9 protein-coding genes are annotated in these 12852 nt (G+C 70.2%); 4 read left to right on the top strand and 5 right to left on the bottom strand.

Annotated features, from left to right (window positions below):
- Window positions 1-246: 246 nt before the first annotated feature.
- Window positions 247-1524 (bottom strand): urea ABC transporter substrate-binding protein, encoded by a 1278-nt coding sequence (gene urtA / locus EOE48_RS00425; RefSeq protein WP_127727184.1) that lies wholly within the window; start codon window positions 1522-1524, stop codon window positions 247-249.
- A gap of 255 nt (window positions 1525-1779) precedes the next feature.
- On the opposite strand from urtA, the gene EOE48_RS00430 reads away from it, so the two are divergent.
- Window positions 1780-3444, top strand: a complete 1665-nt coding sequence (locus EOE48_RS00430) for an alpha-amylase family protein (protein ID WP_127726803.1) — start codon at window positions 1780-1782, stop codon at window positions 3442-3444.
- On the opposite strand, the gene EOE48_RS00435 is transcribed toward EOE48_RS00430, so the two are convergent.
- The 3 genes from EOE48_RS00435 to secG all read right to left on the bottom strand — a co-directional run bounded on the left by EOE48_RS00435 (window position 3425) and on the right by secG (window position 6621).
- On the bottom strand, window positions 3425-4306 hold the full coding sequence (locus EOE48_RS00435; RefSeq protein WP_127726804.1) for an alpha/beta fold hydrolase: 882 nt from the start codon (window positions 4304-4306) through the stop codon (window positions 3425-3427). The two genes, EOE48_RS00430 and EOE48_RS00435, sit on opposite strands and share 20 nt — an antisense overlap.
- 118 nt (window positions 4307-4424) lie before the next feature.
- A complete protein-coding gene (locus EOE48_RS00440; RefSeq protein ID WP_127726805.1) occupies window positions 4425-6053 on the bottom strand; it encodes a CTP synthase in 1629 nt (542 codons plus the stop codon).
- Window positions 6054-6201: 148 nt separating this feature from the next.
- Window positions 6202-6621, bottom strand: coding sequence for a preprotein translocase subunit SecG (gene secG / locus EOE48_RS00445; RefSeq protein ID WP_127726806.1), 420 nt, complete (start codon window positions 6619-6621; stop codon window positions 6202-6204).
- Between the two features lie 580 nt (window positions 6622-7201).
- On the opposite strand from secG, the gene EOE48_RS00450 reads away from it, so the two are divergent.
- Window positions 7202-8467, top strand: a complete 1266-nt coding sequence (locus EOE48_RS00450; RefSeq protein WP_246153877.1) for a YjgN family protein — start codon at window positions 7202-7204, stop codon at window positions 8465-8467.
- 3 nt (window positions 8468-8470) lie between these two features.
- A complete protein-coding gene (locus EOE48_RS00455) occupies window positions 8471-9586 on the top strand; it encodes a M48 family metallopeptidase (protein ID WP_127726808.1) in 1116 nt (371 codons plus the stop codon).
- Window positions 9587-10023: 437 nt separating this feature from the next.
- Here the strand turns inward: EOE48_RS00455 and tpiA are convergent, their stop codons facing one another.
- On the bottom strand, window positions 10024-10785 hold the full coding sequence (tpiA, locus tag EOE48_RS00460) for a triose-phosphate isomerase (protein WP_127726809.1): 762 nt from the start codon (window positions 10783-10785) through the stop codon (window positions 10024-10026).
- A 163-nt stretch (window positions 10786-10948) separates the two neighbouring features.
- On the opposite strand from tpiA, the gene EOE48_RS00465 reads away from it, so the two are divergent.
- Window positions 10949-12850 carry a peptidylprolyl isomerase gene (locus EOE48_RS00465; RefSeq protein WP_127726810.1) on the top strand — a complete coding sequence of 634 codons (1902 nt, stop codon included), beginning with the start codon at window positions 10949-10951 and terminating at the stop codon, window positions 12848-12850.
- The last annotated feature ends 2 nt before the right edge of the window (window positions 12851-12852 follow it).

The following is a 12852-nucleotide window of genomic DNA, read 5'->3' on the forward strand; positions in this document are numbered from 1 at the left end:
CCCTCCCCTGCTGCGGGGGCGGGTGGCGAGCGAAGCGAGCCGGGGCGAAGCCCCGCGAGAGGGGAACCACGTTTCCGAATCTGGCTCGGCAGCCGTGCAGGGCGCACCCTGGATCAGCGTCGCGTTCCCCTCTTGCGGGACTATCGTCCCGGCCCGCCCTCCTGCACGAGTGCTTCGCACTCGCTGGAGGTCACCCTCCCCCGCGGAGGGGGGGAGGGTCGGGGCGTCGTGCCGGTCAACCCGCGCTCACGCGCCGCCGCACTTGCCGGTCTTGGTGTTGTAGTTGCCGCACTTGAGCTTGACCCAGTCGGCCTCGAGGTCCTTGGAGCCGTCGAGCTGCTTGGACCACGCCTCGCCGGGGATCAGGCCCTCGGTCTTCCACACCACGTCGAACTGGCCGTTGTCCTTGATCTCGCCGATGAAGACCGGCTTGGTGATGTGGTGGTTGGGCAGCATCTCGGAGGTGCCGCCGGTCAGGTTGGCCTGCTTGGTGCCCGGCAGCGCGTCGATCACCTTGTCGGGATCGGTGGTGCCGGCCTTCTCGACCGCCTTCACCCACATGTTGAAGCCGATGTAGTGCGCCTCCATCGGGTCGTTGGTGACGCGCTTCGGGTTCTTGGTGAAGGCGTGCCACTTGGCGATGAAGTCCTTGTTCGCCGGCGTGTCGATCGACATGAAGTAGTTCCAGGCGGCGAGATGGCCGACCAGCGGCTTGGTGTCGATGCCGGCCAGTTCCTCCTCGCCGACCGAGAACGCCACCACCGGGATGTCGGTGGCCTTCACGCCCTGGTTGGCGAGTTCCTTGTAGAACGGCACGTTGGCGTCGCCGTTGACCGTCGAGACCACCGCGGTCTTCTTGCCGGCCGAGCCGAACGACTTGATCGACGAGACCCGCGACTGCCAGTCGGACTGGCCGAACGGGGTGTAGTTGATCGAGATGTCCTCGGCCTTCACGCCCTTCGACTTGAGATAGGCTTCGAGGATCTTGTTGGTGGTGCGCGGATAGACGTAATCGGTGCCCTCCAGCACCCAGCGCTCGACCTTCTCCTCCTTCATCAGGTAGTCGACCGCGGGAATCGCCTGCTGGTTCGGCGCCGCGCCGGTGTAGAACACGTTGCGCTCGCTCTCCTCGCCCTCGTACTGGACGGGGTAGAACAGCACCGAGTTCAGCTCCTTGAACACCGGCAGCACCGACTTGCGCGACACGCTGGTCCAGCAGCCGAACACCGCCGTGACCTTGTCCTTGGCGATCAGCTCCCGCGCCTTCTCGGCGAAGAGCGGCCAGTTCGAGGCCGGATCGACCACCACCGCTTCGAGCTTCTTGCCGAGGAGGCCGCCCTTCCTGTTCTGCTCCTCGATGAGCATCAGCATGGCGTCCTTGAGCGTCGTCTCGGAGATCGCCATCGTGCCCGAGAGGGAGTGCAGGATGCCGACCTTGATGGTCTCCTGCGCCGTCGCGGCACCGGCCGCCAGCGCCATGCCGCCCGCGACAGCCGCCCGGGCCAGCCACGTCTTCCAGGACATCGTCATCGTTTCCGTCCCCTGACCACGCATCGGTCACGGCGCTGCTTGGCAAACCATGTGCCAGCCGGGGCACCGCTCAATGGCCAAGCTCGACCGCCCATCCCCTGGGCGTCTCGCCGGTAGTTTCGGCACTTTGTCGCCTAAAAGGCAGGCTTTTGCCTGATAATTAAACATTTCGACGGCGTGGCGCTGCCGTAGGGAACGCCAAGCTCGGCCGCGGCGTTCCGGTTCCCTGCGCGCGGGAGGATCGGGGCGGTGATCGAGGATCTCTGGTACAAGAACGCGGTGATCTACTGCCTGTCGGTCGACAGCTTCATGGACTCGGACGGCGACGGCGTCGGCGATTTCGAGGGTCTGGAGCGACGGCTCGACTATCTCCAGGGACTCGGCGTCACGGCGATCTGGCTGATGCCGTTCCAGCCCTCGCCCGGGCGCGACAACGGCTACGACGTGTCGGACCATTACGGCGTCGACCCGCGGTACGGCACCCTCGGCGACTTCGTCGCCTTCACCCACGCGGCCAAGCAGCGCGGCCTCAAGGTGCTGATCGACCTCGTGGTCAACCACACCTCCGACCAGCATCCGTGGTTCCGGTCGGCGCGGTCGAGCCCGGATTCGCCCTACCGCCACTGGTACGTGTGGTCGAAGACCAAGCCGCCCCACGCCGACGAGGGCATGGTGTTCCCCGGCGTGCAGACGACGACCTGGACCTACGACCGCGAGGCGAAGGCGTACTACTTCCACCGCTTCTACGAGTTCCAGCCCGACCTCAACACCGCCAACCCGATGGTCCAGGCCGAGATCCTCAAGATCATGGGGTTCTGGATCCAGCTCGGCGTATCGGGCTTCCGCATGGACGCGGTGCCGTTCGTCATCGCCAGGAAGGGTCCCGACGTCTCCGGCGAGCCCGAGGAGCAGTTCGGCCTGCTGCGCCTGTTCCGCGAGTTCCTGCAGTGGCGCCAGGGCGACGCGATCATCCTGGCCGAGGCCAACGTGCTGCCGAAGCAGGATCTCGACTATTTCGGCGACGACGCCGACCGCATGCACATGATGTTCAACTTCCAGGTCAACCAGCACCTGTTCTACGCACTCGCCTCCGGCGACGGCCGTCCGCTGGCCAAGGCGCTGAAGAAGACCCGGTGCCGCCCGCCTTCGGCGCAGTGGGCGCTGTTCCTGCGCAACCACGACGAGCTCGACCTCGGCCGCCTCACCGAGGCGCAGCGCCAGACCGTCTTCTCGGCCTTCGGCCCCGATCCGGGCATGCAGCTCTACGACCGCGGCATCCGCCGGCGTCTGGCGCCGATGCTCGGCGGCGACCGGCGCCGGCTCGAACTCGCCTACAGCCTGATGTTCACCCTGCCGGGCACGCCGGTGATGCGCTACGGCGACGAGATCGGCATGGGCGACGACCTCTCGCTGCCCGAGCGCGAATGCGCCCGCACGCCGATGCAGTGGTCGGACGAGCCGCAGGGCGGCTTCACCAAACACCCGTCGCCAGGCAACCCGCCGATCAGCGGCGGTCCCTACGGCTACGAGCACGTCAACGCCGCCGAGCAGCGCCACGACCCGCAATCGCTGCTGAACTGGATCGAGCGCATCATCCGCATGCGCAAGGAGGTGCCGGAGATCGGCTGGGGCGACTTTTCGGTCCTCGACGCCGGCACGCCCGGCGTGCTGGCGATCCGCTACGACTGGCGCAACAACGCGGTCCTGTGCCTGCACAACCTGAAGGCCGAGCCTCAGGAGGTCGCCTTCGCCACCGGCCTCGACGGCGACGGCCGCCACCTCATCGACCTGCTCACCGGCGAGCGCAGCCTCGCCGACGGCAACGACCGCCACACGGTGCTGCTGGAGGGTTACGGCTACCGCTGGTACCGGGTCGGCGGGCTGGATTACCTGCTCAAGCGCAGTCCGATCTGACGGCCGGCCATTGCATGGAATCAGCCTGGATGAAGTCACGGATGACCTCGATCGCTCGATCGGTATCGTCGCCGAGCAGGCTGTGCCCACAGCCCTCGAAGCGCTCGAACCGGACGAGATCGTGGGGAAGCGACCCGACCAGGGTCTCGCTGCACGCTGGAGGTGTCATCGGGTCCCGGTCGCCGGCCATCACCAGCACCGGGCAACGGATCCGGGCGAGATCGGCCCTGTAATCCATTCGGCCCTGCTCGTTGCGGGGTCCGTTGAACCGCATCGCCACGTCGTGCCGTATCTGGCAGCGGCTCAAGGCTCCGGTGCCACGGGCGCTGTAGAGCGGCAGACAGGTCTCCATGTAGGCGCCTCGCCGCTCCGGCGTCGGATTCTGCCAGTAACTCTCGGCCACGGAACGGGCTCGCGGGCCGCCGAGGTGGTCGAACATCGCCAGGATCGGCTCGATCTCAAATCTCGCCAACGTGCTCGCGAGAATTAATCCACCCGGGTGTTCGGGATGGCGCGTGGCATAGGCCTGAGCGACGTAGCCGCCGAACGAGGCACCGAATACGATCGGTCGCTCGATGCCGAGGACATCGCACAGCGCCTTCACGTCGTCGCCCCACTGGGCGAGCGTCCAGTGCTGCGGGTCGCCGTCATCACTGCGGCCGTTGCCGCGATGATCGACGTAAACAATCTGCGCGAGATCGCTCAGGGAGGACAGGGCCGGTTTGAAGACCGTGTGATCGATGCCCGGTCCGCCATGCAGTGCGATGAGTGTCGGCGTCGAACGCATCCTCGGCCCATCAGGGACAAGACCGGCTCCCTCGACATCGACGTAAAGTCGCACGCCGTTGACCTCGATGCGCATGATCGCCTCCTGCCGTGGCGGCAGGGATAGTCAACGCGCGGGGCCGTTGCCAACCCGCGTCGGCGGCCTCATGGCCGACTCCGATGCCTCGGACATGGGCTCCACGAGACCGACCCGCTCAGACCAGCCGGCTCTGCTCGATCGCCGCGGCGACGAAGCTGCGGAACAGCGGGTGCGGCTCGAACGGGCGCGACTTCAGCTCGGGGTGGAACTGCACGCCGATGAACCACGGGTGCCCCTCGACCTCGACGGTCTCCGGCAGCAGGCCGTCCGGCGACAGGCCGGAAAAGCGCATCCCCTTCTCCTCCAGCCGCTCGCGATAGGCCATGTTGACCTCGTAGCGGTGGCGGTGGCGCTCGGCGATCATCGTGCCGCCGTAGATCTCGGCGATGCGCGAGCCGGCCGTGAGCTTCGCCGCGTAGGAGCCGAGCCGCATCGTGCCGCCGAGGTCGCCCTCGGCGATCCGGCGCTCCAGCTCGTTGCCCTTCATCCACTCGGTGAGCAGGCCGACCACCGGCTCCGCGGTCGGGCCGAACTCGGTCGAGTTGGCGTCCGGGATGCCGGCCAGCGAGCGGGCCGCCTCGACCACCGCCATCTGCATGCCGAAGCAGATGCCGAAATACGGGATCTTCTTCTCGCGGGCGTAGCGCGCCGCCCGGATCTTGCCCTCGGCCCCGCGCTGGCCGAAGCCGCCCGGCACCAGGATGCCGTTGAGCCCCTCGAGGAACGGCGCCGGGTCCTCGCGCTCGAAGATCTCGGCCTCGATCCATTCGAGGTTGACCTTGACCCGGTTGGCGATGCCGCCGTGGGTCAGCGCCTCGATCAGAGACTTGTAGGCGTCCTTGAGCCCCGTGTACTTGCCCACGATGGCGATCGAGACCTCGCCCTCGGGGTTCCTCACCCGGGCCGAGATGTCGCGCCAGCGGTCGAGCTTCGGCTCGGCGCCGGCATCGAGGCCGAAATGGGCCAGCACCTCGCGGTCGAGGCCCTCCTCGCGGTAGGACAGCGGCACGTCGTAGATCGACGCGACGTCGCGGGCCTCGATCACCGCCGATTCGCGCACGTTGCAGAACCGGGCGAGCTTGCCGCGCTCCTCGCGCGGGATCGGCCGGTCGCAGCGGCACAGCAGGATGTCGGGCTGGATGCCGATCGAGCGCAGCTCGGCGACCGAATGCTGGGTCGGCTTGGTCTTCAGCTCGCCCGCCGACGGGATGTAGGGCAGCAGCGTCAGGTGGATGTAGACGCACTGGCCGCGGGGCAGCTCCTGGCCGAGCTGGCGGATCGCCTCGAAGAACGGCAGGCCCTCGATGTCGCCGACCGTGCCGCCGATCTCGACCAGCACGAAGTCGTAGGCGTCGTTGCCGTCGAGGACGAAGTCCTTGATCGCGTTGGTGACGTGCGGGATCACCTGGATCGTCGCCCCGAGGTAGTCGCCGCGGCGCTCCTTGGTGATGATGTCGAGGTAGATCCGCCCGGTGGTGATGTTGTCGGCCTTCGTCGCCGGCACGCCGGTGAAGCGCTCGTAATGGCCGAGATCCAGGTCGGTCTCGGCGCCGTCGTCGGTGACGAACACCTCCCCGTGCTGGGTCGGGCTCATCGTGCCGGGATCGACGTTGAGATAGGGGTCGAGCTTGCGCAGCCGGACCTTGTAGCCGCGGGCCTGGAGCAGGGCCGCGAGGGCGGCGGAGGCGAGACCCTTGCCGAGGGAGGACACCACGCCGCCGGTGATGAAGACATACCGCGTCATGGGACCTGCTCCATACAGCGGCGCGGCTCGGTTGCCAAACGCCGGAACTCAACGGGAGACGGCCCCGAGGGCGGGGCCGTGAGGGGATCCACGGGATCCAGCGGCCGGAGGCGGTCCGGCCGTCGCGGTGGCGCGGGGACGCGCGGCCTCAGCGCGACTGCGGCGCCTCGGGAGCGGCCGGCGCCGCCGGAGCCGGAGCGGGCGTCGGCGCCGCCGGAGCCGGGGCCGCGGATCCGCCCTGCTGCTGGCGCAACTGGTCGAGGAGGTTGCCGGCTGGCGCGTTGCCCGGCTGCGCCGGTGCGCCGGGCTGGCGGGTGCCCTCGAAGATCGAGCGCGGCGCGGCACCGCGGTGGGACATGATCGCCAGCACCATGCTGGTGGCGAAGAACAGGGCCGCCAGGATCGCGGTCGCGCGGGTGAGGGCGTTGGCCTGGCCGCGGCCGGTCATGAAGCCTTGCGTGCCGCCGCCCCCGCCGAGGCCGAGGCCGCCCTCGGAACGCTGGAGCAGCACCACGGCGATCAGCGCGAGGACGATGATCAGGTGGATGACGATCAGGACGGTCTGCATCGGGATCCCGGGACGGCGCGAACGCGCGCGTCGATATGCCGGAGGCCGGCGCGCCGCGCGGCGCCCGGTCCTCAACTCCGCCGGGCTCCTACACGAGAACCGCGCGGAGGCCAAGCGCGGCCGGAGCACCTCGCAGGGCCATCGCTTCAGAGCGATTGCCCTGGTTTCTTGCTTGGCCTCAGACGCCGGCAGTCATACGATTTCCGATTGATCGCTTCGCGATGCGGAAATCGACTCCGCTCAGGCGCCGCGCGGGCTGAGGATACGAAATCCGGAAGCCATCTTCCGGATTTCGTATCACATCCTTGACTTCGGCTTTCGCCCCGCTCTGCGTTCGAGCGGGACATTCGTCCTCTCGAACCCGCTCCGCGGAGTGCTGCTCGCACCCGGCATGCAGCGTCGCCCTGCGGGCGACCGCAGGACAATCGCTGAAGCGATGGCCCTGGAGCACCTCGTTCCTGTGGACGGCGACGCCCGGCCGGTCCGCCCCGGCACCGTACCCGGAATTTCCGGCTGTGCGCGTGAGCACTCCCTACTCTATCCTCGCGCCGGGTTGCCCCAGGGGAGCATGGACGGGCCGATGACGATCCCAAATCCCGCCGGCGGGCCGCAGAGGGCTGCCGTCGCATTCGATGCCCGCCTCGACGGGCTGATATGGCTGGCCGTCAAGGGCTTTCTGCTCTCGATCGTGACCTTCGGCATCTATCGTTTCTGGTACGTGACCGATCTCCGGCGCTTCTTCTGGACGCGCACCGCCGTCGCGGGATCCCCGGCGGAATATAATGGCACCGGCAAGGAGCTTTTCCTCGGCTTCCTCGTCGCGCTCGCGATCCTGGTGCCGGTCTATCTCGTGCTGTTCGGCCTCTCCGTGGCCGTCCCGGCCTTCGCCTCGGTCTCGGTGGTGGTCTCCTTCGTCGGCCTGTTCCTGCTCGGCCAGTTCGCGATCTATCGCGGGCGGCGCTACCGCGCCACGCGCACCCTGTGGCGCGGCATGCGGCTCGGCCAGGACGGCTCGGCCTTCGCCTACGCCGCCCGCGCCGGGGGCTGGTGGCTGGTGATCGTCCTGACCTTCGGGCTCGCCTTCCCGTTCATGCGGGCGGATCTGGAACGATACCGCATCAACCACACCCTGGTCGGCACCAGCCGGATGACCTCGACCGCCAGCGGGCGCAGCGTGCTCGGCCCGTTCCTGCTGATCTACCTGCTGGCTTTGGGGCCGCTGGTCGGCGTGGGCCTCGCGATGCTGGTCGCGGCGGATTTCTCGCTGCCCACCGACCTGATGATCCCGAAGCCGGGCGGCAATCCGGGCGACTTGATCGTCAACCCGGCCTATGACGGCTCGACCATCGGCCTCCTGGCGAAAATCGGCATCGGCACCCTTGTCCTTTGCGTCCCGGCGGCGCTGCTGCTGGTCCCGTATTACCGCGCCCGGGAAACCCGCGCCTTCATGGCTGCGGCGCGGCTCGGCGGCGTCGGCCTCGAATCGACGTTGCGCGCCCGTCAGTTCTACTGGCCCTACTTCGTCTACGCGCTGTCGGGACTGGGCGTCCTGCTCGCCCTCGGGATCGCCGCCACGCTGCTCGCCGCCGTCAGCCAGAGCACCGGAATCCATGGGCTCTACGCGCTCCTCATCCTCGTCTACCCGGTCGTGCTGCTGCTGTTCGGGGCTCTCTACGTCCGGCAGGTGCAGGCGCGGCTGTGGGCGGCGGTGGCGACTACGACCGCGGTGGTCAACCCGGGCGAACTCGACGCGATCCTGGCCTCGGCACGGGCCCCCGGCAGCGGCCTGCAGGAGGGCCTCGCCGACGCCCTCGACGTCGGCGGCTCGCTCCAGATCGGCTTCTGACCGTTGGAAGACTCACCGCCACCGTCCCTCCCGCCGGTCGAGGCCGAGGGGCGCTACTTCGACGGCACCAGCGCCCGGCCGCATCCGGTGTCGCTGCGCCTCGACGACCGCCTCCGGATCGACGGCTCCGACCTGACCCGGGACTGGAACCCCCTCGACCTGCGGGCCGGCGATTCGGTGCCGCCGCTGATGCGGGTCGGCCCGGCCGGGGCGGCGGAGCGGGTCGAGTTCTCGGACGCGGCGCTCGCCGCCGCCCTGGCGCAGCGTTCCCCCGATCTTCACCGGCGAGAGGAAGCGGGCAGCGTCCTGCGCCTCGTGCTGTGGTCGGTCGCCGCCGGGGTGTCGGTGCTGCTCGTCGCGCTGTTCGGGGTGCCGCACCTCGCCCGCGTCCTCGCCCCGCTGGTGCCGGACGCCGTCGAGTCGCGGCTGGGCGCCGCGGTCGAGCCGCAGGTGCTGCGGCTGCTCGGCAACCCGCCGGCCTGCGCCGAGCCGGCCGGGCGTGCGGCCCTCGACCGTCTGGTGGCCCGGCTCGTTGCGGCGGCGCCGGCGGGCGGCGCCCTGCCGGCGGATCTCGCGGTCGGCGTGCGCCGCCACGGCATGGCCAACGCCCTCGCGCTGCCGGGCGCCCGGGTGATCCTGCTGTCGAACCTCATCGCCCGGGCCACTTCGCCCGACGAGGTCGCGGCGATCCTGGCGCACGAACTCGGCCATGTCGGCGTGCGCGACCCGACGCGCTCGCTGATCCGCTCCTCCGGCACCTCGTTCCTGCTCAGCCTCGTGCTCGGCGACCTCACCGGCTCGACCATCGTGGTGGCGGTCGGCGAGGCGCTGCTGTCGGCGGGCTACAGCCGCGACGCCGAGCGGGCGGCCGACGCCTACGCGGTCGACCTGATGGGACGGGCCGGCGGCAACGGCGCCGCGCTCGCCGACATCCTCGAACGCATCGCCGGTGACGACAAGGAGAGCGGCAGCCTCGATTGGCTGCGCAGCCACCCCGTCACCCGCGAGCGGGCGGCGGCGATCCGCGCCCAGGCCGGCCCCGAGGCGCCGGCCCGGCGGATCATGCCGCCGGAGGAGTGGGCGGCCCTGAAGGGGATCTGCCCGACGTCGGAGCCGTGATCCGGAAATGGCTCTAAACGACTGATCTCAAAGTCAAGTTTTAGAGCGCGGGATCCCCTCTCCCGAGTGGGCTATCGCTTTTCCCGAGTGGGCTATCGCTTTCACACATCTCCGTCTGATCGTTCTCACCCTATGAAAACCGCGCGCCTCTCCTCTCCCTTGTGGGGAGGAGCCGGAGGTGGGGGTGGTGCAGGTGGCACCGCCGCGCTCTACGCGGCGCCACCCCCACCCCTAACCCCTCCCCACAAGGGGGAGGAGAAAGCGCGAGCATTGACAAGGGGTTGGTCTTCAGAGGCGAAGTGTGAATCTGCAAGCCCGAGTGGGAGAGGGAGACCCGCGCCTCGTCGAAAACCGCCCTCGAAGACTAGACTGGGCACAGACGACCGCTGCCCCGTCTCATCCGCAGGGAACTGCAAGGATGGACCGGCGCCGGCCCGTCAGCGATACGCCGCGGCGATCCCGAGAAAATCTTCGGCCTTGAGGCTCGCGCCGCCGACCAGGGCCCCGTCGACGTTCTCGACCGCCATCAGCTCGGCGGCGTTGCCGGGCTTGACCGAGCCGCCGTAGAGGATGCGGACCCCCCTGCCCTCCTCGCCGAGCTTCGCCACCAGCTCGCGCCGGATCAGGGCGTGGACCTCGGCGACGTCGGCCGGGGTCGGGGTGAGGCCGGTGCCGATCGCCCAGACCGGCTCGTAGGCGATCACCGTGTCGGCCGCGGCGGCGCCGTCGGGCAGCGAGCCGGCGAGCTGGCTCGACACCACCGACAGGGTGTGGCCGGCCTCGCGCTCGGCCCGGGTCTCGCCGACGCAGATGATCGCGATCAGGCCGGCGCGGCGGGCAGCGAGCGCCTTGTCGCGGATCTCGGCATCGGTCTCGTGCTGGTCGGCGCGGCGCTCGGAATGGCCGACGATGACGTGGCTGGCGCCGCAATCGGCGAGCATCTCGGCCGAGACGCAGCCGGTATGGGCGCCGCTCGCCGCCGGGTGCACGTCCTGGCCGCCGATGCGGACCGCCGAGCCCGCCACCGCCTCGGCGAAGGCGCCGATCAGGGTCGCGGGCGGGCAGACCAGCACGTCGATGCGGGCCGCCAGCGCCGGGTCGACCCCGTCGCGGACCGCCTCGACGACGCCCCGCGACCCGCGGGTGCCGTTCATCTTCCAGTTGCCCGCCACCAGCGGCCGCGGCCGATCGCTCGTCATCTCTCGCTCCCTGAAGCCCGAACCGCGGCCGTAACAGACCCCTCCCCGGGGCGCAAACCGCCGGCGGCCGCGCGCTTCCCGGGCGGCTCCGAATGGTCTATCGCGGGCGCGACAGGTCCAGGACACAGAGGCCCCGGCATCCGGGGCGCCTTCGAGGAACGCGATGCTGCAGGGATTCCGCGCCGCCAGCCAGAGCTGGCTCGGCAAGATCGTGGTCACGATCGTCTTCGGCATGCTGATCGTCGGCCTCGCGATCTTCGGCATCGGCGACATCTTCCGCGGCGGCGGCAGCAATGCGGTCGCGACCGTCGGCAGCACCCAGATCAGCACCGAGGCGGTCCGCACCGCCTACCAGAACCAGCTCCAGCGCCTCGCCCGCCAGACCCGCCGCAGCCTCACGCCCGATCAGGCCCGGGCGCTCGGCCTCGACCGGCAGGTGCTCGGCCACCTCATCACCGAGGCGACCCTCGACCAGAAGACCCGCGAGATGGGCCTGCGGGTGTCGGACGCCGCCGTGATCCGGCTGATCCAGGAGGAGCCGGCCTTCAAGGGGCCGGACGGCAATTTCAGCGTCGACGCGTTCCGCGACACCCTGCGGCAGGCCGGGCTGACCGAGGCCGGCTTCGTGCAGGAGCAGCGCGCGGTCGCCGCCCGGCTCCAGCTCGCCGAGGCGGTCACCGCCGACCTGCCGGTGCCCCTCGCCGCCCGCGAGGCGATCCACCGCTACAACGCCGAGCGCCGCAGCGCCGCCGTGATGACGCTGCCCGAGAGCGCCGCCGGCGAGGTGCCGGCTCCGACCGACGAGGAGATCACGGCGTTCTACAACGACCGCAAGAGCGCGTTCCGGGCGCCGGAAACCCGCACGGTTTCCCTGCTCGTCCTCGACCCCGCCGCGCTCGCCAAGCCCGATGCGGTGCCGGAGGCCGACGCCCGCGCCCGCTACGAGGCCGAGCAGGGCAAGTTCGGCACGCCCGAGCGCCGCACGATCCAGCAGATCGTCTTCCCCAACGAGGCCGACGCCGCCGCGGCGCTGGAGCGCATCCGCTCGGGCGCGGCGACGTTCGAGGCGGTCGCGACCGAGCGCGGCCTCGACGCCAAGGCCCTCGACCTCGGCACCGTCACCCGGGCCGAGCTGTACGACCCCGCCGTCGCCGAGGCCGCCTTCGCGCTGGCGCCGGAGACGGTCAGCGCCCCGGTCCAGGGCCGGTTCGGCAGCGTGCTGCTGCGCGTCGCCGCGGTCCAGCCCGGCTCGGTCAGGCCGTTCGACGAGGTGGCGGGCCAGATCCGCGCCGAGATCGCCCGCGAGCGCGCCGTCGACGGCCTCGACAAGGCCCACGACGCGGTCGAGGACGAGCGCGCCGGCGCCAAGCCGCTCGCCGACATCGCGAAAGAGCGCGGCCTGCCGCTGATCGCGCTGCCGGCGGTGGACGCCCAGGGCCGCGACAAGCAGGGCAACCCTGTCGCCGGCATCCCCGACAAGGACACGACGCTCGCCGCCCTGTTCCGCTCCGAGATGGGGGCCGACAACGAGGCCCTGCGCACCCGCGACGGCGGCTACATCTGGTACGACGTCACCCATGTCGACCCGGCCCACGACAAGCCGCTGGACGAGGTGCGCGACGCCGTCGCGGCGCAGTGGAAGGCCGACGAGATCGGCCGGCGCCTGTCGGCCAAGGCCCGCGAGGCGGTGGAGCGCCTCGACAAGGGCGAGGCCGTCGAGGCGGTGGCCGCTTCCCTCGGCGTCGAGGCCCAGGAGGTCGCCGACCTCGCCCGCAACCGCGGCAAGGACGGGCTCTCGACCGAGACCGTCGGGCGCATCTTCGCGACGCCGGTCGGCAAGGCCGGCTCGGCGGCGGCCGGCAGCGGCCGGGTGGTGTTCCGGGTCACCGGCGCCACGGTGCCGGCCTTCGTCGCCACGGCGCCCGCCGCCGGTGGCGTGGAGCAGCAGTACCGCACCGCGCTCGCCGACGACATCCTGGCCGAGTACCTCGCCGACGTGCAGAAGCAGGCCGGCGTCTCGGTCAACGAGGCCCTGTTCCGCCGCGCCATCGGCGGCGAGAGCTGAGC

Source organism: Methylobacterium oryzihabitans, assembly GCF_004004555.2.
In the GTDB taxonomy this organism is placed as follows: Bacteria; Pseudomonadota; Alphaproteobacteria; order Rhizobiales; family Beijerinckiaceae; genus Methylobacterium; species Methylobacterium oryzihabitans.

Excerpts from the sequence above, each read along its gene's own strand:
- secG (WP_127726806.1), bottom strand. The coding sequence starts at position 6,621 with ATGCAGACCGTCCTGATCGTCATCCACCTGATCATCGTCCTCGCGCTG.
- EOE48_RS00435 (WP_127726804.1), bottom strand. The coding sequence starts at position 4,306 with ATGCGCATCGAGGTCAACGGCGTGCGACTTTACGTCGATGTCGAGGGA.
- urtA (WP_127727184.1), bottom strand. The coding sequence starts at position 1,524 with ATGTCCTGGAAGACGTGGCTGGCCCGGGCGGCTGTCGCGGGCGGCATG.
- EOE48_RS00465 (WP_127726810.1), top strand. The coding sequence starts at position 10,949 with ATGCTGCAGGGATTCCGCGCCGCCAGCCAGAGCTGGCTCGGCAAGATC.
- tpiA (WP_127726809.1), bottom strand. The coding sequence starts at position 10,785 with ATGACGAGCGATCGGCCGCGGCCGCTGGTGGCGGGCAACTGGAAGATG.
- EOE48_RS00450 (WP_246153877.1), top strand. The coding sequence starts at position 7,202 with ATGACGATCCCAAATCCCGCCGGCGGGCCGCAGAGGGCTGCCGTCGCA.
- EOE48_RS00440 (WP_127726805.1), bottom strand. The coding sequence starts at position 6,053 with ATGACGCGGTATGTCTTCATCACCGGCGGCGTGGTGTCCTCCCTCGGC.